This is a genomic window from Bacillus cereus group sp. TH152-1LC (assembly GCF_027710505.1).
GTDB classification, from domain to species: domain Bacteria; phylum Bacillota; class Bacilli; order Bacillales; family Bacillaceae_G; genus Bacillus_A; species Bacillus_A mobilis.
Window position 1 is genome coordinate 78,737 of the sequence record NZ_JAQFNK010000002.1, and the last position, 24,555, is coordinate 103,291.

Sequence of the window (24,555 nt, forward strand, 5' to 3'; positions counted from 1 at the left end):
AGCATCTTGAAAAGAATTTTAATTATTGAAGATGAAGCTATTATAGCAGAGTTAGAAAAGGATTATTTAGAGGTTGCTGGGTATACAGTAGATATTGATTACTCTGGCGAAAAAGGTCTACAAAGAGTTCTTCTGGAGGATTATGATTTGTTAATTTTAGACATAATGTTACCAGGAATAGATGGATATGAAATTTGTAAACAAGTTCGATTGGAAAAGGACATACCAATACTTATGGTGTCCGCAAAACAAGAGGAAATCGATAAAATTAAAGGGTTAGGTTTTGGAGCAGATGATTATATTATAAAACCGTTTAGCCCGAGTGAAATGGTGGCACGTGTAAATGCTCATCTAGCTCGTTATGATCGTTTAACAGGAAAACGAGAACTAATAAAAGATGAAATTCGTATTCGAGGATTGTTTATTGATAAATCGGCCCGACGTGTATTTGTAAATGGAACTGAGGTCATGTTAACAGGAAAAGAATTTGATTTATTAACTTGTATGGCAGAACATCCAAATCAAGTATTTAGTAAAGATCGTCTCTTTGAAACTGTATGGGGGATGGATGTAATTGGTGATGCAGCAACGGTTGCTGTACATGTGAAAAATATTCGTCACAAAATTGAACTCGATCCATTCGATAAATCATATATCGAGACAATTTGGGGAGTAGGCTATCGTTTTACACAGTGAAAAAGGCCAGCAAAGGTGCTGGCCTTTTTTGTGTAAGTAGATTAAGAAATTACAAGCAAGATCCTCCGCTAACATCAATTAATTGCCCAGTAACCCAGCGGCTGTCTGGAGAAGCGAGAAATGCCGCGGTATCGGCAATATCTTCTACTTCACCTAAGCGATTAAAAGCGGAAATGGTAGTAGCGTACTGTTTCATCATTGGGTCGCTCAAGAGTTCCGCATTCATATCTGTTTTAATAAATCCAGGAAGTATTGCATTCACTGTTATTCCTCGTGCTCCGAGCTGTTTTGCTAGTGTGAAAGTCATTGTATTAATAGCGCCTTTCGTCATACTATATGCAACGAAATCAGGTAAAGAAATACGAGTGGCAGCGGATGAAATATTAATAATTCGGCTATTGTCACGTAAACGAGATAAAGCTTGTTGGATGATAAAGAATGGTGCTTTTGCATTAACTGAAACCATTCTATCAAAAAATTGTTCAGTCGTTTCTTCAATAAAAGCACCAGGACCAATTCCAGCGTTGTTTATTAAAATATCAAATTTAGTACTACCAGTTCTTTTTTGTAATTCGCTATCTAAAGAACTATAAAGTGTTTCTACACCATGTAAAGATTCAAGGTTTGCACCGATAGAAAAAGCAGATCCGCCATTTGATTGAATTTCATAAATAGTTTCTTCAGCATCTTCTTTTCGATTTCCGTAATGAATAGCAACTAATGCACCGTCGTTTGCTAAAGTTTTGCAATAGCACGTCCAATTCCTCGGCTTGCTCCTGTAACTAATGCCACTTTTCCTTTTAACATAGTTTTCTCATCTCCTCATAAAATTTTATATGTTATTAAGTTGTTTTTTTATGTAGTAATGCGAACATACTTAAGTAATATATGAGTATGTGTAAGAAGTTCATTCCGATTTTGTTTTGAGAAAAAATAAATAGACTTCTCTTGAATTGATCAAATTTAATTTTTTTTCGGAAAAACATGTTGACAATGAAAAGAACAACGTCCTATAATACGTTTAACAAATAAAAGTTAATTAAGAATTTTCTAACTTTATATGTTGTATATGCAAAGAAGAGGAAAGTAGATGGTTATGATCGTTTCAGAGAGCTGCTCCTAGGCTGAGAGAGTAGTAACAATCGAATCATTGAAGATCACCTCGGAGCATCGCTTGCGAAAGGGAAACTGAGTAGAGGGCGACGGCATCGTCTCCGGTAAAAGGACGGGGGTCTAATTGGACCTACAAAGCTTATATTTCGCGAGAAGTATAAGGAAGCTGAGTGGTGCCGCGAAACTCTCGCCTCAGCAATCAAAGCTACTAAATTGTAGTAGTTGATTGCTGAGGCGAGAGTTTTTATTTTAAAAATAGAATAAGAGAATGCGTAGAAGCGGAGAGTAAATGATAAAAATTGTTTCAGAGAGCTGCCTAGAAGCTGTGAGGGTAGTAACAATTTCATCATTGAAGATCACCACGGAGCACTACTTTTGAAAACTAGTAAAAAGTAGCGGAGTTGTTTCCGATAGAAAAACAAAAAGTCTAATTGGACTTGCAGAGCTTATATTTCGTGAGAAGTGTAAGGAAGCTGAGTGGTACCACGATTCCCTCGTCTCAGCAATGGATTGCTACAAGTATGTATGTAATCGATTGTTGAGACGAGTATATTTTTAAGGTTTATATACTGAATATTCTGTTAAAAATACTCATCTCAGCAATCGATATAAAAATAGGTTGCAAAAATAGAGAGAAAAAAAGAGGAGCGATGTGAGATGGGAAACCAGTACATTTATATGAATGGGGAATTTGTAGAAAAAGAAAAGGCAGTTGTTTCAGTATATGATCACGGTTTTTTATACGGAGACGGTGTATTTGAAGGGATTCGTAGTTACGGTGGAAATGTATTTTGTTTAAAAGAACATGTAAAACGATTATATGAATCGGCAAAATCTATTTTACTTACAATCCCGCTGACGGTTGAAGAAATGGAAGAAGCAGTTTTACAAACATTGCAAAAAAATGAGTATGCGGATGCTTACATTCGGTTAATTGTTTCAAGAGGAAAAGGTGACTTAGGGCTCGATCCGAGAAGTTGTGTGAAACCGAGCGTTATTATCATTGCAGAACAATTAAAGTTATTCCCACAGGAATTTTACGATAATGGATTAAGCGTTGTATCTGTTGCATCAAGACGTAATACGCCAGATGCATTAGACCCACGTATTAAGTCAATGAACTATTTAAATAACGTACTTGTAAAAATTGAAGCGGCACAAGCTGGAGTGCTAGAAGCACTTATGTTAAATCAACAAGGATATGTTTGTGAAGGATCTGGAGATAATGTTTTCGTTGTGAAAGATGGAAAGGTGTTAACACCTCCTTCTTATTTAGGAGCGCTAGAAGGTATTACGAGAAATAGTGTGATTGAGTTATGTGAGCGACTTAATATTCGGTGTGAGGAAAGACCGTTTACTCGCCATGACGTATATGTAGCAGATGAAGTATTTTTAACGGGAACGGCAGCAGAATTAATTCCAGTTGTAAAAGTTGATTCAAGAGAAATTGGAGATGGGAAGCCAGGAAGTGTAACGAAACAATTGACAGAGGAATTTAAAAAGTTAACGAGAGAAAGAGGAGTACGTGTTCCAGGATTAGCGGAAAGCTTACTGTAGGTAGGGAGAGGAGTTAATTGAAATGGAGCAACAGTATACAACATGTGAGAAATTGCATTGTGAAGAAGTGACAGGAGCTGGACACGTTATTCAATGCTTGAAGAATTTAGGTGTAACGACCGTTTTTGGTTATCCAGGTGGAGCGATTTTGCCAGTGTATGATGCGTTATACGGAAGTGGTTTGAAGCACGTTTTAACTCGTCATGAACAAGCTGCCATTCATGCGGCAGAAGGATATGCGAGAGCTTCTGGAAAGGTCGGGGTAGTCTTTGCTACCTCTGGCCCAGGGGCGACAAATTTAGTTACAGGCTTAGCGGATGCTTATATGGATTCGATTCCTTTAGTTGTCATTACAGGGCAAGTTGCAAAGCCTCTCATCGGAAAAGACGGGTTTCAAGAAGCAGATGTTGTCGGGATTACAGTACCTGTTACGAAGCATAATTATCAAGTTCGTGATGTGAATCATTTATCACGTATTGTACAAGAAGCTTTTTACATAGCGGAAAGCGGGCGACCAGGACCAATATTAATTGATATTCCAAAAGATGTTCAAAATGAAAAGGTAACAAGTTTTTACAATGAAGTAATTGAAATTCCAGGATACAAAATAGAGCCTATGCCAGACAGTATAAAGCTTAGAGAAGTGGCTAAAGAAATTTCAAAAGCTAAACGCCCACTTCTTTATATTGGAGGAGGTGTCATTCATTCGGGTGGATCTAATGAACTCATCAAATTTGCGAGGGAGAACCGTATTCCTATTGTTTCCACTTTAATGGGACTTGGTGCATATCCGCCGGGAGATTCATTATTTTTAGGAATGCTCGGCATGCATGGAACGTATGCTGCAAACATGGCAGTAACAGAATGTGATCTACTACTTGCTTTAGGTGTTCGCTTTGATGATCGTGTAACAGGAAAATTAGAACTCTTTTCTCCGCATTCGAAAAAGGTACATATTGATATAGATTCTTCAGAGTTTCATAAAAATGTAACTGTGGAATATCCGGTTGTCGGTGATGTGAAAAAGGCGTTACACAAGCTGTTACATATGCAAATTTGTACAGAAACAAAAGAATGGCTTACGAAAATCAAGGAATGGAAAGCTGAATATCCTCTTTCCTACAATCAAAAAGAAAGTGAGTTAAAACCACAGCATGTTATTAGCCTAGTAAGTGAAGTAACGAATGGTGAAGCGATTGTTACGACAGAAGTAGGGCAGCATCAAATGTGGGCAGCGCATTTTTATAAAGCGAAAAATCCACGGACTTTTCTAACATCTGGCGGACTAGGAACGATGGGATTTGGTTTCCCAGCGGCAATTGGTGCTCAGCTTGCAAAAGAAGAAGAACTCGTCATTTGTATTGCAGGCGATGCTTCTTTTCAAATGAACATTCAAGAACTACAAACAATTGCTGAAAATAATATTCCTGTAAAAGTATTTATTATAAATAACAAATTTTTAGGGATGGTAAGGCAATGGCAAGAAATGTTTTATGAAAATCGTTTATCAGAATCAAAAATCGGATCGCCAGATTTTGTGAAAGTGGCAGAAGCTTATGGGGTGAAGGGATTAAGAGCGACGAATTCAACCGAGGCGAAACAAGTGATGTTAGAAGCAATTGCTCATGAGGGTCCTGTCGTAGTTGATTTTTGTGTAGAAGAAGGTGAAAACGTATTTCCGATGGTTCCGCCAAACAAAGGGAATAACGAAATGATTATGAAGAGGTGGGAAGAATGAGTCATACTTTTTCACTCGTTATTCATAACGAGCCAAGCGTCTTATTACGTATAAGTGGAATTTTTGCTCGGCGTGGTTATTATATTTCTTCTTTACATTTAAACGAAAGAGATACTAGTGGTGTTTCTGAAATGAAACTCACAGCAGTTTGTACTGAAAATGAAGCGACATTACTTGTTGGTCAGTTGAAAAAATTAATTGATGTACTGCAAGTAAATAAATTATAAGGAGTGTATGGAATATGAAAACGTATTATGAGAAAGATGCAAATTTAGAGTTATTACAAGGGAAAACAGTTGCGGTAATTGGTTATGGATCTCAAGGTCATGCGCAGGCACAAAATTTACGTGATTCTGGTGTGGAAGTTGTAGTTGGTGTTCGCCATGGTAAGTCTTTTGAAGTTGCAAAAGCAGATGGATTTGAAGTAATGTCTGTTTCAGAAGCGGTTCGAACCGTGCAAGTTGTACAAATGTTATTGCCAGATGAACAGCAAGCCCATGTGTATAAAGCAGAAGTAGAAGAGAATCTCCGTGAAGGGCAAATGTTACTTTTCTCACATGGATTTAATATTCACTTCGGACAAATTAATCCGCCAAGTTACGTAGATGTAGCGATGGTCGCGCCAAAAAGTCCAGGACACCTCGTTCGCCGTGTATTCCAAGAAGGAAATGGTGTTCCAGCATTAGTCGCAGTACATCAAGATGCTACGGGCACGGCATTACGTGTAGCGCTTGCGTATGCAAAAGGGGTAGGTTGTACACGTGCAGGTGTAATTGAAACGACATTCCAAGAGGAAACGGAGACAGACTTATTCGGAGAGCAAGCAGTGCTTTGCGGCGGGGTAACTGCACTTGTGAAAGCTGGTTTTGAAACATTAACAGAAGGCGGATATCGTCCTGAAATTGTATACTTTGAATGTTTACATGAATTAAAGTTAATTGTTGATTTAATGTACGAAGGTGGTTTAACGAACATGCGCCATTCTATTTCAGATACGGCTGAGTTCGGAGATTATGTAACAGGATCGAGAATTGTTACAGATGAAACGAAGAAAGAAATGAAACGAGTACTTACAGAAATTCAGCAAGGTGAATTCGCGAAGAAATGGATTTTAGAAAATCAAGCCGGGCGTCCAACATATAATGCGATGAAAAAAGCAGAGCAAAATCATCAGTTAGAAAAGGTAGGGACAGAGCTTCGTGAAATGATGAGTTGGATTCATGCACCGAAAGAATTAGTAAAGAAATAGAGTAAGTGATTGTAAGTGAAAAATACGTAAGAGGGGATTTGACAAGATGAGAAGTGACATGATTAAAAAAGGTTTTGATAAAGCGCCGCACCGTAGTTTATTAAAAGCAACTGGTTTGAAAGATGAAGATTTTGATAAACCGTTTATAGCTATCTGTAATTCTTTTATTGAAATTATTCCAGGTCATAAGCACTTAAATGAGTTTGGGAAACTTGTTAAAGAAGCAGTGCGTGCAGCAGGTATGGTTCCATTTGAATTTAATACAATTGGAGTAGATGACGGTATTGCGATGGGGCATATCGGTATGCGTTATTCGCTTCCGAGTCGTGAAATCATTGCAGATTCAGTAGAAACGGTTGTAAATGCACATTGGTTTGATGGCATGATTTGTATTCCAAACTGTGACAAAATCACACCTGGTATGATGATGGCTGCACTTCGTATTAACATTCCAACTGTATTTGTTTCAGGTGGTCCGATGGCGGCTGGAAAAACATCTAAAGGAGATGTTGTTGATTTAAGTTCTGTTTTTGAAGGGGTAGGAGCTTATCAATCTGGTAAAATTTCAGAAGAAGAATTAAAGGATATTGAAGATCATGGCTGTCCATCTTGTGGTTCTTGTTCCGGTATGTTTACAGCGAACTCCATGAACTGTTTATGTGAAGTGTTAGGTTTAGCTCTGCCTGGTAACGGAAGTATTTTAGCCATCGATCCAAGACGTGAAGAATTAATTAAACAAGCAGCAGAGAAATTAAAGATTTTAATTGAAAAAGATATTAAACCAAGAGACATTGTAACAGAAGAAGCAATTGATGATGCGTTCGCGCTTGATATGGCGATGGGCGGTTCAACAAATACAGTGTTGCACACATTGGCGCTCGCGCAAGAGGCTGGATTAGATTACGATATGAACCGTATTGATGCCGTTTCAAGACGTGTACCACATTTATGTAAAGTAAGCCCTGCTTCCAATTGGCATATGGAAGATATTGATCGAGCGGGCGGGATTAGTGCTATTTTGAAAGAGATGAGCCGAAAAGAAGGTGTGCTTCATTTAGATCGTATTACTGCTACCGGGCAAACATTAAGAGAAAATATTGCTCATGCAGAGATTAAAGATAAGGAAGTTATTCATTCTCTCGAAAACCCTCATAGTGAAGAAGGGGGATTACGTATATTAAAAGGAAACCTTGCGAAAGATGGGGCAGTTATTAAAAGCGGAGCGACCGAAGTAAAACGATTTGAAGGACCTTGTGTTATTTTTAATTCACAAGATGAGGCGCTTGCGGGCATTATGCTTGGGAAAGTTAAGAAAGGAGATGTAGTTGTTATTCGTTATGAAGGACCAAGAGGTGGTCCTGGTATGCCGGAGATGTTAGCACCAACGTCAGCGATTGCTGGTATGGGATTAGGTGCAGATGTTGCGCTATTAACGGATGGACGTTTCTCGGGTGCTTCACGTGGTATTTCGGTAGGGCATATTTCACCCGAAGCGGCTGCGGGCGGAACGATTGCACTTCTTAAACAAGGGGATATCGTTTGTATCGATGTTGAGGAGAGATTGTTAGAAGTAAGAGTTAGTGATGAAGAATTAGATCAGCGTAAAAAAGAATGGAAACGACCAGAACCGAAAGTGAAAACTGGCTGGCTTGGACGTTATGCACAAATGGTAACATCGGCGAATACAGGTGCAGTCCTAAAAATCCCGAATTTCGATTGAGCCAATTTAAAAGAGATAAGGATGATATGAAATGGTGCAGAAGGTAAAGGAGAGAGTGAAAATTGAAGATATCTTAATGGCTCATAATTGCATGAAAGATATCGTTATTAAAACACCGTTACAACGTGATACAGTTTTATCTGAGAAATATGATTGTGACGTTTATGTAAAAAGAGAAGACTTACAATTGATTCGCTCTTTCAAAATTCGTGGTGCGTACAATTTAATTCAAAGTTTATCGGAAGAACAATTACAAAACGGCGTTGTTTGTGCAAGTGCTGGTAATCATGCACAAGGAGTTGCTTATACGTGTAATTTATTGAAGATCCCGTCAAAAATATTTATGCCGACAACGACACCTAAACAAAAAGTATCGCAAGTACAGTTTTTTGGTGGCGATTTTGCGGAAATTGTATTAGTTGGTGATACATTTGATAGCTCGTTCCAAGAAGCACAGCGCTATTGTGAGGAAAATAGAATGACGTTTGTTCATCCGTTTGATGATCCGTATGTTATTGCTGGTCAAGGAACAGTGGCAGTTGAAATTATGCATGATATGGAGAAATCGGTTGACTTTATTTTTACAGCAATCGGCGGTGGTGGATTAGCATCAGGTGTTGGTACATATGTGAAAGGTGTTAGTCCTGCTACAAAGGTCATTGGTGTAGAGCCAATGGGAGCTGCATCTATGAAAGAGGCTTTTCTTCAAAATGAAAATGTCGCATTAGAGAAAATAGATAGTTTTGTTGATGGGGCAGCTGTTAAAAAGGTAGGAAAGTTAACATTTGAAACGTGTAAAGATGTAATTGATGACATTGTTTTAGTACCAGAGGGAAAAGTTTGTACGACGATTTTAGAACTGTATAAGAAAAATGCAATTGTAGCTGAGCCGGCTGGTGCACTATCTATTGCAGCGCTTGATTTATATAGAGATGAAATAGAAGGTAAAACGGTTGTATGTACGCTAAGTGGTGGAAATAATGATATTGATAGAATGCAAGAAATGAAAGAACGTTCGCTCATTTATGAAGGACTAAAACATTACTTCATCATTGAATTCCCGCAGCGTTCAGGTGCGCTAAGAGAATTTCTGGATAAAGGATTAGGGCCAGAAGATGATATTACGCGCTTTGAATACATTAAGAAACATAATAAAGAAAATGGTCCAGCGTTAGTCGGCGTAGAATTAAAACATAAAGAGGATTATGAGCAATTAATTACTCGTTTTAAAGAAAATAATATTCAATTTATGGAGCTTAATAAAAATCCTGTTTTGTTTGATTTACTTATTTAATAGAAGGAAAGAGGAAACATACAGTTGTACCTGAAATAAAAAAGATAGATGCAAACAGCGGAAATGCTGCTTGTATCTATCTTTTTATAATTAAATTATATACTTTCCATATTCAAGAAAGATAAAGCTAGTTAACCAAAAGAATATCGCAATACGAATGATTACATACATAGTAAATTCAAAGGGAGTAAGCTTTCGTTCACGTTTTATTTTTTTAAAAAGTCTAACAGAAAAAAATGAACATAAAAGTAGAACGGCTATAGATATTTTATAAATATTCTCTAACAAACTTACATTTTCTAATAAGTCTTTCAGCATGTTCATCACCTATTCTGTAAAGTATGTTACAGAGAAGTAAATCTTGCGTTGTCTAGTTTCGTTTGTTTTTTATGTTCCCTGTATCATCGATTTCTACGTCAGTTGAAATCGTTTGTAAATATTGTAGAGCTTTTTTCTTTTCGTCCTCATTTACAGGGGAAACTTGGTTGTTGCGAATGATGTAAGGATTGAATGACATTTGGACATCCTTTCCTTTAAAAGTTAAAGTTAATACGCCAGTTTCGGCGCTTTTCCCGCTCACATAACTTGGGAATAAAAAGTTTCCTAATGAGTAAGCGATAGGAACTTTATTATAATACTCAAATCCTTGAAGCCAATGTGGGTGACTTCCGACAATCGCGTCAGCTCCTGCTTCAACCATTTTAGGAACATATTGTTTTTGGTATTCTACCGGACGATTTGATTTTTCAACGCCCCAATGCATATAGACAATTAAATAGTCTGCATCTTGCTTTTGCTCTTTAATTGTTTTTGTTACGAGATTTAAATCATATCCGTTCGCAACACCAGGTTTATTGTCACCAGCTACCCAATTCGTATCAGGCATAAATCGAACGAAGGAAAGAAATTTGAACTTTTTCCCTTTTACGGTCATTTCACGTGCTGTATATGCATCTTTCGCATTTTTTCCAGCTCCAATGTAAGGGAACTTTAATTTTTCTACGTGAGAAATCGTGTCTAATAATCCATCTTGCCCATAATCAAGTGTATGGTTATTTCCGATATTTACGATGTCATATCCAGTGTTTTTTATCGCTTGAAGCGTGGATGGATCACTTTTAATCCAAAACAGTTGTCCAGGGGCTTTCTTTTCTCTCGTTGTAAATGCTGACTCTAAATTAACGAAAGAAATATCAGCTTTTGTTATTTCTTCTTTTACATGCTGGAATGGATAATCAGCCCCGTTTTTTTCGATTACAGGACGTAATTGCCAATCGAACATAGTATCACCAGAAAAGGTGAGTGTGATTTCCGGATCTTCTATTTTCTTTTCATTTGTTGAAGCGGTTTTACTAGATTTGTTTTGCAAATCGGATTTGTCTTTCGCTTTTGAAGTAAAAGAGTAGTTAACTAATAAAACAATTGGTGTAATGCAAAAGGCTATTAACAGAAATCGTTTTAGTAAAGTTTTCATAAATACCTTCCCTTTTGAGTTTATACCGCAATTTGTAGGCAGTAAAACTCGCGCTAGTTAAAGTTTCACTTTATGTATAACTACAAAAAAATTGCGGTTTATGTAGTGAAAAACCTTTGTTAATATTCTCAATATTAAGTTAACATATAGATAACCTGTAAATCAATGAATAAACCAAAATATAGAAATAAAGAATTCGAAGGGTGAAGAATGAGAAATGGTTATTTTAGGAGCAGTTGTAAATGGGATTTGTATTATATTTGGTACTTTACTAGGTAAATTATTTAGTAGAATTCCAGAAAGTATGAAGGGAACAATTATGCATGCAATCGGTTTAGCGGTTACTGTGCTTGGACTTCAAATGGCATTGAAAAGTGAAAACTTTCTTGTTGTCATACTAAGTTTAGTAATTGGTACCGTCATCGGGGAATGGATAGGATTAGAGGGGAAGTTAAAACAGTTAGGAGATTGGCTAGAAAATAAAGTTGGATCGAAAGGGAAAGGAAGCATATCAGAAGGCTTTGTAACAGCTACTTTAATTTTTGCAATTGGCGCGATGGGGATACTTGGTGCACTCGACAGCGGGATTCGCGGAAATCATGATATTTTATTTACAAAGGCGATTATCGATGGATTTATTTCTATTATATTAACGACAACTTTAGGAATTGGTGTAGTGTTTTCGGCAATTCCAGTTATTTTATACGAAGGCGGTATTGCGGTTTTTGCAACACAAATTAATAGTTTGGTCCCGAAAGCATTAATGAATCAATTTATAGTGGAAATGACAGCTACAGGTGGTATTATGATAGCCGCTATTGGATTGAACTTACTTGGTATTATTAAAATTAAGGTGGCAAATTTACTGCCAGGTATATTGGTAGTTGGTATAATTGTTTCACTTATTTATGGTTACGCTTTAATAGTAAAGTAGTAGGGGATGAAGGTACATATGGAGGGATTTCAATTTACAAAACGTGTTCATAACATATTGCAGATTGCAGCAGAAGAGGCGGAAAGTAATATTATTCAACCAGTTCATTTGTTTATTGGCATGTGTAAAGAAGGTACTGGAGTATGCAGTGAGTTGTATATGTATTTGTTTCGTCACATTGGTGCGGACTTTTTAGAAAAGCTTTCAATACGAAACCAATACGATTTAAAGGATCAAGGGTATAAAGAAATAGGACAATATAAGTTATCTTATAAGGTGTTAGAAATTTTACAAATAGCGAAGAGACGTATGGAACGTTTTCAACAAGTAATAATGAATGAAGGACATGTTATAGATGCACTATTTCGAGCGGATACGTTTATTGAAAATCTACAAATACAAAAAGATATATTACGTATTCTAGCTGAGCCAAGAGATTTAGCGGTTGATCTAAAATGTTTTGTTCCTACTTATAATGATTTAACTTGTACTGTTAGAAAGGCTAACCTTTCTGATTTTGAAAAATTAGCAAGTTTTGTTGAAGCAGAATTTGGTGAACGTTGGTTACGTTCAATAGAATATGGATTTCGTACATATAAAGAAAACTTACCTATTTATATAGCAGAACAAGAAGAAGTGATAGTAGGTTTCGCTTGTTATGATGTAGTGAGAGGGAAGAAAGGATTGTTTGGTCCAATGGGCACAGCAAAGCAAAATCGTGTGAAAGGTGTAGGTAAGGAATTGTTACATCGTTGTTTACATAGTATGAAGCAAGATGGATATGAATACGCAATAATTGGACAAGCAGGTCCGATTGAGTTTTATGAAAGAAATTGTGATGCGCGTTTAATACCGTTAGAGAATAAGTGACTAACTCCATATAGGGGAGTTGGTTTTTTTATGAAAATAATGTAGGGAAGTAGTGATTCTTACTAGAAAATAGCGGGTTTTGTAGTAAATCTTACAAATAAAGCAAATTACTAAACTTTTTACAAGAAAGGGTGTAGAATGGGTATCTAAAGAAAGAAGGTGTGAAAATGGCCAGCTGGAAACGAAATTTGATGATTTGTTGGCTAGGTTGTTTTACCACTGCAGCCGGTATGAGTTTAGTAATTCCTTTTTTATCTTTTTATCTTTTTATATTGAGGAATTGGGGGTAACTGGAACTTCGAGTATTGCACAGTGGTCGGGACTTGCATTTGGTATAACATTTTTAATGGGTGCGATCGTATCACCAATATGGGGGAAACTTGGTGATATACATGGACGGAAATTGATGCTGATTCGTGCGAGCCTTGGTATGGCGATTATTATGACGCTTATGGGATTTGTAACGGATGTGTATCAACTAGTCGCACTAAGATTTTTAATGGGAGCAGTATCTGGTTTCCTTTCAACGGCGATGACATTTATTGCGGCAGAAACTCCGAAAGAGCATTCAGGTTGGGCAATCTCCACAATTTCAACAGGTGGAGTGAGCGGTTCTTTACTTGGTCCATTACTTGGTGGTTATTTGTCAGAGTTAATTGGAATGCGCCATGTTTTTCTTGTTACAGGAGCTTTTTTATTCCTTTCTTTTCTCATCGTTTTTTTCTTCCTACATGAAGAGAATCACTCCGCTCAAGCAAAAAAAGTACAAACGAAAAAAGTATGGACGATGGTTCCAGCGAAGCATTTAATTATTAGTTTGTTTGTAACAACATTTATTATTCAACTTGCGAACATGTCAATTCAACCTATTATTACATTGTATGTAAAAAATTTAGAAGGCCCAGGAACAGCTCATATTGAAATGATTGCAGGCGCAGTTATGTCAGCGACAGGGTTAGCGGTTATTTTGGCAGCACCAAGACTAGGAAGATTATCAGATCAAATCGGTCCTCAAAAAACGTTAGTTGTAGCGTTGTTTGCTGCAGGAATTATTTTTATCCCGCAAGCATTTGTAACCTCAGCTTGGCAACTATTAATTCTTCGATTTTTATTAGGTATCGCACAAGCAGGATTATTACCTTCCGTACAAACTCTACTAAAACAACATACACCAACCCATGTAACGGGACGAATATTTGGATATAATCAATCGTTTCAGTTTCTAGGGAATATGATTGGACCAGTACTTGGTGGACAAATTGCAGCACATGCGGGCTTCCAATATGTTTTCTTCTCTACTTCATCATTACTATTTATTGCGTGCATTTGGGTTTATTTTCATAATAAGAACGAAGAGGTATCAGAGAAACGACATTTGGAAGTTAGTTAACTAAGTGAATGAAAAAGGAAAAGGATGAAGCAACGATTGCTTCATCCTTTTCTTTAAAATTGAAGACAAAGATAGCTTAATGTACCAAGCTCGTAACTGCGGTGAATGATTTCACCGTTATTTTCACCGCTTCCCATAGCGATAAATAAAGGTACAAAATGCTCTGCTCTTGGTACTGCTAATTGTGCATGAGGGGCGTTGTTCTCCCAATTAAATAATGCATCTTTATCAGTAGTCTGCATATGTTTAATAATCCAATCATCAAATTCAATGGCCCATTGTTCGGGTGTCGTTTGATTCCATTTCAAAGCTCGTAAGTTATGAACGGTAACACCGCTACCGATTATTAAAATATCTTCTTTTCCAAGTCCTTTAAACGCTTCTCCAATCTTAAATTGCTCTTTTGCAGGAAGGAATGGATTGACTGAAATTTGGACGACAGGAATATTTGCTTCTGGATACATGCGGTGCAAGAGTGTCCATGAGCCATGATCTAAACCTCTCGTCATATTATGATGGACTGGAATACCTTTGTTTTTAAATTTTGTTTCTAACATAGATGCAATGTTAGAAGAGCCTTTCGCACGATATTTGATTTCGTATAACTCAGGAGGAAAACCTCCAAAATCATAAATTGTTTCATATTCGTTATCTGATGAAGAAATCGTTAATACTTCACTTTCCCAGTGAGCAGTGAAAATAACAATTGCTTTCGGTTTATATGTTTCTCCAAGTGTTTTTAAAAACCTTGTATAGTCTGTATCTTGAATAGCAAGCATCGGTGAGCCGTGTGCTAAAAATAATGATGGCATCATAATAGAAACCTCCCAAAAATATAATAATTACTTTATGTAAGTAACTATATAATTTTATTTTCCGTTCGTCAATATATTAGTTTAAGAGCTAATTGGAAAAGTGAGTCATTTGTCATAATGAAGGCAATTGCATATAATACATAATAAGAATAATGAATGGATATTCATTTTTTGATATACATAATAGAGTTGGGGGCTGACGAAATGAACGTACAGGAAAGTTTCGTTACGGCATTGGATGGATCGGAAATTTATTTACGTAAGTGGCTACCAGAAAGAAATCCGCGAGGGATTATTCAAATTGCACATGGTATGACAGAACATGCAGGTGTTTATACAGACTTTATTGCTGCGTTATTAGAAGCAGGGTATGGTGTTTATGCACATGATCATAAAGGTCATGGGAAAACAGTGAAAAGAGAAGAAGATTATGGTCATTTTAAACCGAATGTAGGTTGGAATGAGGCTGTTTCTGATGTTATTTTTGTATCAGAAACGATAAGAAAAGAGCAGACATGCCCGTTATTTTTACTTGGACATAGTATGGGTTCTTTTTTATCAAGACGTGCTGTACAACTGAAAGGTGAATTATATGATGGATTCCTTATTTCAGGAACTGGTGGAAATCCAGGGCTTTTAGGAAGTATCGGTCATAAAGTAGCGACAATTGAGATGAAATTACGCGGAGAAAAAACGAAAAGTCGAATGTTAAACTTTTTATCATTCGGAAATTTCAATTCGCACTTTAAACCAAATCGTACAAAATTTGATTGGTTATCTTCAGATAATAATCAAGTTGATAAATATATTGCGGATCCGTTATGTGGATTCATTTGTACGACGAGTTTTTATCGAGAATTGTTTTCTGGTGTATTAGAAGTAAATAAGCTAGAAGAGTTCAAGAAAACACCGAAAAACCTTCCAATACATATTTTTTCAGGAGATCGTGATCCTGTTGGGGATATGGGGAAAGGTGTAAAAGAAGTATATGAAAATTATAAAAAATGTGAAGTGAAAGATGTAACGCTGCGTTTATATGAAAATGGCAGACATGAAATGTTCCATGAAGTAAATAAAGATGAAGTATTTCAAGATTTGATTTCTTGGTTAGATAAGCATATTGTATGAGAAGAAACCTCACTTTTTTGAAGTGAGGTTTCTTTAAGGAGATGGAGGAGTAGTTATGAGTGAATTTGTAAATAAAGAATATGTAGAAATAGATTTTCAAGATGTTTTGATTAAAGAAGAGGAATTGAAGAATTGTACATTCATAAAATGCCGTTTTAGAGGGATAGATGCATCGGAAGTTTCTACTGAAAATTGTAACTTCATAGAATGTGATTTTACCGGTTCTCTTTTTAACGCCTCTATCCATAAAGGAACTACATTTGCAAATTGTAAGTTTGTTGGTGCGAATTTATTCGTATCGAAGTTTGAAGAATGTAAAATGACTGGCTCTGATTTTGAAGAAGCGAATTTAGACGGAATAACTATCATATCGGGCGATTGGTCCTATACGAATTTAAGGTTCGCGAACTTAAGTAAACAAATGTTAAAGGGTATACGTTTAATGGAAGCTGACCTATATGAATGTAATTTAGAAAAAGCAGATTTACGTGAAGCGGATTTAACCGGTGCACAATTAGGTAAGGCGAAACTTAGCGGTGCAAATTTAAAAGGAGCGATAGTTGATAGAATTGACTTTACAAGTTTTGATTTAAAAAATGTAACATTAGATATAGCACAGGCAGTTGCGGTAGCTAGATGCTATGGAGCTAAGGTGAACTAAATTGTTTGTAAAACCGTTCAAATTGTTGAACGGTTTTACAGATTATAATAGTTTTAAAAATTACTTTCTATATAAGAAGATATCTCATTAGCAAGACTCGATGTTAATAGTGTAGATACATTGCTTAAAATGATGATTGTAGCCTCTTTGTCAATTAATCGTAAATAGGAGGACGTAAAGCCATTAATTCCGCCGTGATGGAATATAAGTTTATTATTTCTTTCAGTCATACCAATGTTCCAACCGTAACCATATCCGTAAGATTCTGCAGTAAGCATGCGAGATGTCATCCTACTTGATAATAAGCGATTTTCTTTTAGCGCCTTATCAAATCTATATAAATCTTCGGCTGTAGAAACTAATCCACCAGCTGAATATGAATTAGACATATGAATAAATGATGCGTTCCGTAGGCCATTGTTTGGATGTAACTCATACCCAGTTGCTTTATGTTTTTGAATCATATGATTCAAATCAACGCCTGTGTTTATTATAGAGAGTGGGTAGAAAATTCTCTTTTTAAGAAATTCCTCATAAGAAATTCCACTTATAACTTCAATAATTTTTCCTAATATAATATATCCTGAATTCGAATAATTGAATTTTTCACCAGGACTAGATTCAAAGGGACACGCAATAATCCATTGTATTAATTCATTCGGTGTTCGAGGCTGTAAAGATTTTAATAAAAAGTCATGTTGAGCAGTAATATTACCGACTCCAGCAGTATGATTTAATAAATGCTTGATCGTAATTTGATTTCCTTTTGGAAAATCGGGAATGAATCGATCTAAAGTATCATGTAGCTGTAATTCTTCCTCTTCCACCAGCATTAAAATTGAAACTGCTGTGAAGATTTTAGTTATTGATCCAATACGAAACTTTGTTGTAGATGTATTAGGTATGTCCTAATTATAATTAGCTTTTCCAAATGACTGCTTATAAAGAGTCTCTTCTTTATGGACTATTAAAATTGTTCCATTAAATTTTTCGATATTTTTATATAAGAATGAATTGATATATGAGTTTAACAAATTTCAGGCACTCCTTTAAATGTTGGAATATTCGTTACCTGAAATGGAATCCAACGGCATAGGCAATTCCCCCCTACATGAAATGTTTTTTAGAATACTTTTCTATTTTATAATGCAAGTAATATAAGAAGCAAGTTGATTTAAAGTTATATAAAATAAAGGGTTTTTTATTGCTTGTGGCAATACTTTAGTAGTTCATATTTTAAAGGTGGAGAGAAACAATTATGGAAGTAAGAAAATTGATAGTAATTGAAGCTAGTGAATGAAGTGAACTTGTACTACATGTAAAAGCAACAGCTGCCCGTTCATAATAGTAGTATAATAGTAAATGAGGTGTTCATACTATGGAAGATAAAACATTAGGTATACTACTAGATGTAGTTGGGGAATTATTTTCAGATGAAATATCAATTGCCGTTTCGGATACGAAAGAATATATTTACTATCGGCCAAGTAAAAGAATTGATTTAAAGATTAGCGCCGGGGATCCAATTAAGGAAGGGACGATTGCTCATAAAGCAATAGTAACGAAGCAAAAAGCCTCTGAGTTTATTAATCGGGATGTTTTCGGTATTCCTTATAATGGAATGGCCGTACCGTTTTCAAATAATGGGAAGATTGAAGGGTGCGTGACGGCGATTTATCCAGCTTTAACGGATGGAAAGTCAGTCGTTACTTTAAAGACAACAGATGGATGGGTTCCGATTCCTTTTTCAAAGGTGATGTATTTAGAAGCTAAAGATAAAAAGACGTATGTGAATTCAGAAGAGTTAACAGGAACACATAAGTACTCGCTACAAGAATTCGAATACTTGTTGCCGAAAGATTCCTTTATTAGATGCCACCGTTCCTTTATTGTAAATGTTAATCATATTAAAGCGATTTACCCTGATACGCATTCTACTTTTGTACTTTCTATGGATAACGGAGAGAGGGTACCAGTGAGTCAGTCATACGCTAGCTATTTTCGTAAGCTTCTAGGATTCTAAATTTTTCTGCTTTAGAACCTAGATTCGCTGTTTTATCTGAATTTTCGGCATTGTGTACAAAAATCCCTATTTTGATAGTGTTAATGTGTAAAATAATTATGAATATTCATTGAGAGAGGGATTACATATGGAGAATAATTTAGATAGAATTAGGGATCAACGTTTCAAAGATCGAGTAGTTACACCTGAAGAGGCAGTTTCATGGATTGAAAGTGGAATGACTTTAGGTTTAAGTGGATTTACACGTGCTGGGGATGTAAAAGCAGTCCCATTTGCGCTGGTGAACCGAGTGAAGAATGATAAATCTTTTAAAGTAAATGTTTATACAGGGGCTTCTTTAGGTTCGGATGTAGATAAATTATTTGCTGAGGCAGGAATTTTAGGGAAAAGATTGCCTTTCCAAGCCGATGCGACTATGCGAAAAGGAATTAATAACGGAGACTTTTTATTTGTGGATCAGCACTTATCTCATACAGCAGAGTTACTTCGTGCTGACGTTATGGATATAGATGTCGCTATTTTGGAAGCGGTTGCGATTACTGAAGATGGAATGATTATTCCAACCACTTCAATTGGAAATTCATTAGCATTCTCCTTACATGCTAAGTCCATTATTATTGAAATGAATATGGCTCAATCTACGCAACTAGAGGGGCTACATGATTTATATGAACCAGGTAAACAAGGGGAAAGGCTTCCAATTCCGCTCGTAAAAACGGATGATCGAATTGGAACGATCGGTATCCCAATTGATGCTGAAAAAGTGAAGGGGATTGTGTTTACGAATCAACTGGATTCACCATCGACAATTGTTCCTCCAGATGAAGAAACTGTCATTATGGCACAACATTTAATAGAGTTCCTTCGAGAAGAAGTTAAAGTAGGCCGATTAACAAAGAGTTTAGCACCGTTACAATCGGGAATTGGTTCAGTTGCTAATGCAGTATTGCACGGCATGCTAGATTCGGAGTTTGAAGATTTAGAAGTGTATTCTGAAGTTTTACAAGATGCGGTCTTTGATCTAATGGACGCTGGGAAAGTTAATTTTGCTTCCTGCTGCTCCATCACGCTTTCTGAAGAGAAAATGCAACAAGTATTTTCTAACTTTGAAAAATATCGTGATAAATTAATGATGCGCCCGCAAGAGATTTCTAATCACCCTGAAATCATTCGTCGCCTTGGATTGATCTCGATTAATACTGCTTTAGAATTAGATATATACGGAAATGTTAACTCTACTCACGTTTTAGGTACAAAGATGATGAATGGTATTGGTGGTTCTGGTGATTTTGCGAGAAATGCACGTCTAGCTATATTTGTTACGAAATCGATTGCAAAAGGTGGTAACATTTCAAGTATCGTTCCTTTCGTTTCTCATGTAGATCATACGGAACATGATGTAGATGTTATCGTCACTGAACAAGGGTATGCTGACCTAAGAGGATTAGCGCCAAGAGAAAGAGTGGAACTGATTATTGAGAGTTGCGTACATCCAATGTATCGTGACCAGCTAAGAGCTTATTACGAAGAAGCACAAACAAGAGGTGGACAAACTCCTCATGTTTTAGAAAAAGCTTTTTCTTGGCATACGAATTATGCTAAAAATGGAACAATGCTTGAAGAGGTAGTAGAAACTGTTTAGAAGTGTAAAAATGATTCTTAATATAATATGCTATACAGGTTAAAAGAAAAAGAACGCCAATTCTCAGGAATGGCGTTCTTTTTCTTTTAAAAAATTGTTACCTATAATAAAGACTTATAAAAATAATCTCTTATTTACGGAAATAAGAGGTTTTTTAAATTATTTTTTCGAATCATTTTAATAGGTTACATATTGAAGGTGAGGAGAAAGAATCATGAAGATAAGAAAAGCGTTAGTAAGTGAAGCAAATGAATTAAGTGAACTTGCACTACATTCAAAAGCAACGTGGAACTATAGCGAAGCATTCATACTTGCTTGTAAGGAAGATTTAACAATTACCGATGAGTACATAAAAAACAATTTTGTATATGTTTTAGAAAACGATAATACGAAGATTGGTTTTTTCTCATTTTTACGTAACGATAAAGCTCTCGATTTCTTATACATTCATCCTCGTTACAAAGGAAAGGGGTATGGGAAAATAATGTGGAAGTTTGTAATAGAGCAAGCAAAGGAACTAGGAATAAAAAGCTTTACGATTGATAGTGATCCGAATGCAAAAGGATATTATTTGAAAATGGGAGCAAAGTTAATCGGAGAGACACCATCAACGGTTTTTAAGGACCGATTACTGCCCCTTTTGAAATATGATGTGTAAAACTATTAATAGTAGGAGAAGCTGAGAATGGATAATGTAAAGGCAAAAAGAATATATGAAGCACTTATAAAATTGTGGTCGATTGAAACAAGTTCAAAGTGGACAAGTGAAAATCTAGCAAAGGGACAGTGTGGTGTAACAGCTTTAGTTGTTCAAGATATATGTGGAGGGAAAATCAAAAAGACAAAAGTTGGAGAGGAGTGGCACTTTTATAACAGTATAGATGGGGAGAGATTTGATTTTACAGAGGCTCAATTCAATGAAAACCTGAACTATTTGGATGTGGAATCAAACCGGGAAGAAGCATTTGCAGATACAAATGAAAAACAATATAGCATTTTGAAGGAAAAGATAATGAAAGAATTGAAATTATCTTTTGACTCTTAATCTTTAATAAGTTACTATAATGGTGGTAACTTATTAAAGGGAACTTCATAGAGTTGAAAGGGGAAATATTTTTGAAAACAACTTATGTAAACGCTACAATCGTAACGATGAATGAACAAAACGAAGTGATAGAAAATGGATATATCATTGTAGAAAATGATCAAATTATAGATGTAAAGAGCGGAGAATTCGCTAATGATTTTGCAGTAGATGAAGTAATTGACATGAAAGGAAAGTGGGTTTTACCAGGACTTGTAAATACACATACACACGTTGTAATGAGTCTCTTAAGAGGTATTGGCGATGATATGTTATTACAACCGTGGCTTGAGACGAGAATTTGGCCACTTGAAAGTCAGTTTACTCCAGAGCTTGCGGTTGCTAGTACGGAATTAGGATTACTTGAAATGGTGAAAAGTGGTACAACATCATTCTCTGACATGTTTAATCCAATTGGAGTAGATCAAGATGCAATTATGGAAACGGTATCAAGGAGCGGAATGCGAGCTGCTGTTTCAAGAACTTTATTTAGCTTCGGAACGAAAGACGATGAAAAGAAAGCAATCGAAGAAGCTGAGAAATATGTGAAGCGCTACTATAACGAAAGTGGCATGTTAACTACGATGGTTGCACCGCATAGTCCATATACATGTAGTGCAGAACTGTTAGAAGAGTGCGCTCGTATTGCAGTAGAAAATCAAACGATGGTTCATATTCATCTTTCGGAAACAGAGCGTGAAGTACGTGATATTGAAGCACAGTACGGGAAACGTCCAGTAGAATATGCAGCAAGTTGCGGGTTATTTAAACGCCCAACAGTTATTGCACACGGTGTAGTATTAAATGAAAATGAGCGTGCATTTTTAGCAGAACATGATGTTCGAGTAGCACATAACCCAAATAGTAATTTAAAACTAGGTTCTGGTATAGCGAATGTAAAAGCGATGCTAGAAGCAGGAATGAAAGTAGGAATTGCAACAGATAGTGTGGCATCTAACAACAATTTAGATATGTTTGAAGAAATGCGCATAGCGACTTTACTACAAAAAGGTATTCACCAAGATGCAATAGCGTTACCAGTTGAAACAGCTCTTACACTTGCGACTAAAGGAGCTGCTGAAGTAATCGGGATGAAACAAACAGGATCACTTGAGGTTGGAAAGTGTGCTGATTTTATTACGGTTGACCCATCTAATAAGCCGCATTTACAACCAGCAGATGAAGTGTTATCGCACCTTGTATATGCTGCTAGTGGAAAAGATGTAAGTGATGTAATTATTAACGGAAAACGTGTCGTTTGGAATGGCGAATGTAAAACGTTAGATGAAGAGCGTATTATATTTGAAGCAAGTCGTTATAAACGAGGTTTGCAAAGATAGGTATTTTTAGGCTGTGGGGAAGGTCTTCTCCACAGCCTGTTTTTGTACCTTTCCCTGTGCTATGTGTCAACACTGATAAAAAGAGGGAAAGGAGAAGTTTTTTATGAGTGTTGATTAATAAAACAGAAGAGAATGGTTTAGATAAAATCACTAGTTTTAAAAAAGCCTTCACGCAATAATGATTGCATGAAGGCTTTTGATGTTTTCTTATTTTTTTGTCTCATTGACCCATGTAATAATGTCCTGGATGACGTACTCGGGAACATTTGCAGGGATTTCGTACTCACTTGGAAGACTCAATTCCCCGTCACCCTCCGTGAAGAAATGATTCAATTTCGGATATTCTTTGAACTGAACATTCCCGCGGTTTGAAAGTCCTTCCTGCCATTTTGTATAATCTTCTTTTACTGTTACTTGATAATCGCGTGCCCCTTGCAGAATCAGCAAAGGCTCTTTTCGTGATTTTGCCTCCTCAACTGGACGCCACCTAGTAACATCATACATAAAATGAGGAGACGGAAATGGAAAATTGTATCCAGCTGGCGGATGGTCAGGATCGAAAGTAGGATCCAGGATAAAAGCGAACTGTCTTTTTAGTTCATCGATTACTTCCTTTGGCGCCCCAAGGTATTGACTCACATCAATGGCAGTGTCAGTCAAAGGGCGTGCAGGTGGTGCGAGTAAGATACTTCCTCGAACAAGTGAGGAAGGCGCTTTGCTCAGTATTCGCGGCATTGTGCCAGCACCTTGGCTATGTCCGAGAATGAAAATATTATTTGGATCAATGCCTTCCTGCTGCGCTGCTGATTTTGCTGCATATATGGCATCATCTGTAGTATCACGGTCTAACGTAACGGGTTCTGCACTCATCTTTAATGCGTGTTCAAAGGTGCGTTTTTCATAGCGTAACACCGCAATTCCGTTGGACGAAAGGCCCACCGCAATGTCTCGTAAGATTTTTGTTCCCAGATATGTACTATCGCGATCATGGATGCCAGCACCATGAACAAGAACAACTACGGGTACCTTTTCACCAGGCTTATGTTTCGGAACCGTTAATGTGGCAGGTAACGGATAGGTAGAACTTCCAATGACGATTTCACGTTCTTTATAGGAAGCAGGTTGATCGTAGCTAGGCTGCGGGATAATATAAGATTCTGGAGGCGTCCTTACCCCAACTTCATCTACTTTCCCACCAGGTGTGAATTTAAGGAGTAACGGTATGGTAGCTCCTTGGGTGGTTCCTGGAATTTCCACCGTCTGATGGACCAAGTTTCGTTCTTTTATCACGGGGGTTCCCATACTTTTTATCCCGCTCCAGTCACTTTGTTTCCACCAGTTTTGTAATGTGTTTGCTGTAAACTTAGATTGAAAAGCAGCAGACGTCAACTGAAGTGCCTCTGCATACTTACCTTGCTGGAGATATTCAAAAAATAACGATGTCCGCTCTGTTAAAGAGACTCGTTCCTTTTCTGTAGATTGTTTCGCATGTGTATTTGCGTGAATAGCTGTTGTAAGCGGGAAAGATGAAATGCCAAAAGAAAAGAGCAAGGTAAAGGAAAGTACTGTTTTTTGTATTTTCTTTTTTTTATTCATATTTTAACCTCCAATATGTGATGGTAAAAACAGGCATGGTAATTATGGTTCTGGTGCAAAAAAAGGCCTAATCCATTGATATGTTCATCTAAAACCAACCGTACTGATTTTGTCTTAATAACTCTGGTAACTCTTAATCTCTCTTTCTTCCTTCACTTCATATTTTGACTATACGAAACAAAGCTCTCGTTTTTCTTACTTGATCCTTACAAAAACCTTAAGTATATAAGG

The 24,555-nt window shown here is 36.6% G+C and carries 20 protein-coding genes, 3 pseudogenes and 1 other annotated feature; of the genes and pseudogenes, 17 read left to right on the forward strand and 6 right to left on the reverse strand.

Annotated features, from left to right (window positions below):
• Nucleotides 1-6 precede the first annotated feature (6 nt).
• On the forward strand, nt 7-696 hold the full coding sequence (locus tag PDL00_RS07015; protein ID WP_000821644.1) for a response regulator transcription factor: 690 nt from the start codon (nt 7-9) through the stop codon (nt 694-696).
• A 49-nt stretch (nt 697-745) separates the two neighbouring features.
• Here the strand turns inward: PDL00_RS07015 and PDL00_RS07020 are convergent.
• Nucleotides 746-1,503: pseudogene (locus PDL00_RS07020) on the reverse strand (SDR family oxidoreductase).
• Nucleotides 1,504-2,073: 570 nt separating this feature from the next.
• Nucleotides 2,074-2,314: a binding site (T-box leader), on the forward strand.
• A gap of 152 nt (nt 2,315-2,466) precedes the next feature.
• Between PDL00_RS07020 and ilvE the strand changes: the two are divergent.
• Genes ilvE through ilvA form a run of 6 tightly spaced genes read left to right on the forward strand, consistent with a single transcriptional unit; the run spans nt 2,467 to nt 9,367 of the window.
• Complete coding sequence (ilvE, locus tag PDL00_RS07025) at nt 2,467-3,366, forward strand: branched-chain-amino-acid transaminase (RefSeq protein WP_000528140.1); 900 nt, start codon at nt 2,467-2,469, stop codon at nt 3,364-3,366.
• A gap of 22 nt (nt 3,367-3,388) precedes the next feature.
• Nucleotides 3,389-5,104 (forward strand): acetolactate synthase large subunit, encoded by a 1,716-nt coding sequence (gene ilvB / locus PDL00_RS07030; protein ID WP_270727992.1) that lies wholly within the window; start codon nt 3,389-3,391, stop codon nt 5,102-5,104.
• Nucleotides 5,101-5,331 (forward strand): ACT domain-containing protein, encoded by a 231-nt coding sequence (locus PDL00_RS07035; protein ID WP_000019914.1) that lies wholly within the window; start codon nt 5,101-5,103, stop codon nt 5,329-5,331. Before ilvB ends, PDL00_RS07035 begins: the two co-directional genes overlap by 4 nt.
• A 14-nt stretch (nt 5,332-5,345) precedes the next feature.
• On the forward strand, nt 5,346-6,353 hold the full coding sequence (ilvC, locus tag PDL00_RS07040; RefSeq protein WP_270727995.1) for a ketol-acid reductoisomerase: 1,008 nt from the start codon (nt 5,346-5,348) through the stop codon (nt 6,351-6,353).
• A gap of 46 nt (nt 6,354-6,399) precedes the next feature.
• Nucleotides 6,400-8,073, forward strand: a complete 1,674-nt coding sequence (gene ilvD / locus PDL00_RS07045) for a dihydroxy-acid dehydratase (protein WP_063263766.1) — start codon at nt 6,400-6,402, stop codon at nt 8,071-8,073.
• 31 nt (nt 8,074-8,104) lie between these two features.
• A complete protein-coding gene (ilvA, locus tag PDL00_RS07050) occupies nt 8,105-9,367 on the forward strand; it encodes a threonine ammonia-lyase IlvA (RefSeq protein WP_242253951.1) in 1,263 nt (420 codons plus the stop codon).
• 90 nt (nt 9,368-9,457) lie between these two features.
• On the opposite strand, the gene PDL00_RS07055 is transcribed toward ilvA, so the two are convergent.
• Both PDL00_RS07055 and PDL00_RS07060 read right to left on the reverse strand, forming a co-directional pair.
• Complete coding sequence (locus PDL00_RS07055; protein ID WP_242253953.1) at nt 9,458-9,685, reverse strand: hypothetical protein; 228 nt, start codon at nt 9,683-9,685, stop codon at nt 9,458-9,460.
• A 52-nt stretch (nt 9,686-9,737) separates the two neighbouring features.
• Nucleotides 9,738-10,841 carry a CapA family protein gene (locus tag PDL00_RS07060; RefSeq protein ID WP_242253955.1) on the reverse strand — a complete coding sequence of 368 codons (1,104 nt, stop codon included), beginning with the start codon at nt 10,839-10,841 and terminating at the stop codon, nt 9,738-9,740.
• Between the two features lie 217 nt (nt 10,842-11,058).
• Between PDL00_RS07060 and PDL00_RS07065 the strand changes: the two genes are divergently transcribed.
• The 3 genes and pseudogenes from PDL00_RS07065 to PDL00_RS07075 all read left to right on the forward strand — a co-directional run bounded on the left by PDL00_RS07065 (nt 11,059) and on the right by PDL00_RS07075 (nt 14,035).
• Nucleotides 11,059-11,775: a DUF554 domain-containing protein gene (locus PDL00_RS07065; protein WP_242253958.1), complete on the forward strand. Its 717-nt coding sequence runs from the start codon at nt 11,059-11,061 to the stop codon at nt 11,773-11,775.
• An 18-nt stretch (nt 11,776-11,793) separates the two neighbouring features.
• Nucleotides 11,794-12,645 (forward strand): GNAT family N-acetyltransferase, encoded by an 852-nt coding sequence (locus tag PDL00_RS07070; RefSeq protein WP_270728002.1) that lies wholly within the window; start codon nt 11,794-11,796, stop codon nt 12,643-12,645.
• Nucleotides 12,646-12,812: 167 nt separating this feature from the next.
• Nucleotides 12,813-14,035: pseudogene (locus PDL00_RS07075) on the forward strand (multidrug efflux MFS transporter).
• Nucleotides 14,036-14,088: 53 nt separating this feature from the next.
• On the opposite strand, the gene PDL00_RS07080 reads toward PDL00_RS07075, so the two are convergent.
• Nucleotides 14,089-14,850, reverse strand: coding sequence for a DODA-type extradiol aromatic ring-opening family dioxygenase (locus PDL00_RS07080; protein ID WP_270728004.1), 762 nt, complete (start codon nt 14,848-14,850; stop codon nt 14,089-14,091).
• A gap of 204 nt (nt 14,851-15,054) precedes the next feature.
• On the opposite strand from PDL00_RS07080, the gene PDL00_RS07085 reads away from it, so the two are divergent.
• Together PDL00_RS07085 and PDL00_RS07090 are read left to right on the forward strand one after the other, a co-directional pair.
• A complete protein-coding gene (locus tag PDL00_RS07085; protein ID WP_270728006.1) occupies nt 15,055-15,978 on the forward strand; it encodes an alpha/beta hydrolase in 924 nt (307 codons plus the stop codon).
• A gap of 55 nt (nt 15,979-16,033) precedes the next feature.
• The gene (locus tag PDL00_RS07090; protein WP_242253962.1) at nt 16,034-16,639 is read left to right on the forward strand and encodes a pentapeptide repeat-containing protein; all 606 of its coding nucleotides are present in this window, start codon (nt 16,034-16,036) and stop codon (nt 16,637-16,639) included.
• Nucleotides 16,640-16,692: 53 nt separating this feature from the next.
• On the opposite strand, the pseudogene PDL00_RS07095 reads toward PDL00_RS07090, so the two are convergent.
• Nucleotides 16,693-17,673: pseudogene (locus tag PDL00_RS07095) on the reverse strand (serine hydrolase domain-containing protein).
• Nucleotides 17,674-18,017: 344 nt separating this feature from the next.
• Here PDL00_RS07095 and PDL00_RS07100 point away from each other — a divergent pair.
• From PDL00_RS07100 to PDL00_RS07120, 5 genes are all read left to right on the forward strand, one after another.
• Entirely contained in the window at nt 18,018-18,662 is a 645-nt protein-coding gene (locus PDL00_RS07100; RefSeq protein WP_242253964.1) for a LytTR family DNA-binding domain-containing protein, read from the forward strand.
• A 127-nt stretch (nt 18,663-18,789) separates the two neighbouring features.
• Complete coding sequence (locus PDL00_RS07105; RefSeq protein ID WP_270728012.1) at nt 18,790-20,304, forward strand: acetyl-CoA hydrolase/transferase family protein; 1,515 nt, start codon at nt 18,790-18,792, stop codon at nt 20,302-20,304.
• A 214-nt stretch (nt 20,305-20,518) separates the two neighbouring features.
• On the forward strand, nt 20,519-20,962 hold the full coding sequence (locus PDL00_RS07110; protein WP_061676666.1) for a GNAT family N-acetyltransferase: 444 nt from the start codon (nt 20,519-20,521) through the stop codon (nt 20,960-20,962).
• Between the two features lie 27 nt (nt 20,963-20,989).
• Nucleotides 20,990-21,349 (forward strand): YunG family protein, encoded by a 360-nt coding sequence (locus tag PDL00_RS07115; RefSeq protein ID WP_242253966.1) that lies wholly within the window; start codon nt 20,990-20,992, stop codon nt 21,347-21,349.
• Nucleotides 21,350-21,402: 53 nt separating this feature from the next.
• Nucleotides 21,403-22,728 (forward strand): bifunctional S-methyl-5'-thioadenosine deaminase/S-adenosylhomocysteine deaminase, encoded by a 1,326-nt coding sequence (locus tag PDL00_RS07120; RefSeq protein WP_270728016.1) that lies wholly within the window; start codon nt 21,403-21,405, stop codon nt 22,726-22,728.
• Nucleotides 22,729-22,935: 207 nt separating this feature from the next.
• Here the strand turns inward: PDL00_RS07120 and PDL00_RS07125 are convergent, their stop codons facing one another.
• Nucleotides 22,936-24,324, reverse strand: coding sequence for an alpha/beta hydrolase (locus tag PDL00_RS07125; protein WP_097843455.1), 1,389 nt, complete (start codon nt 24,322-24,324; stop codon nt 22,936-22,938).
• Nucleotides 24,325-24,555 lie beyond the last annotated feature (231 nt).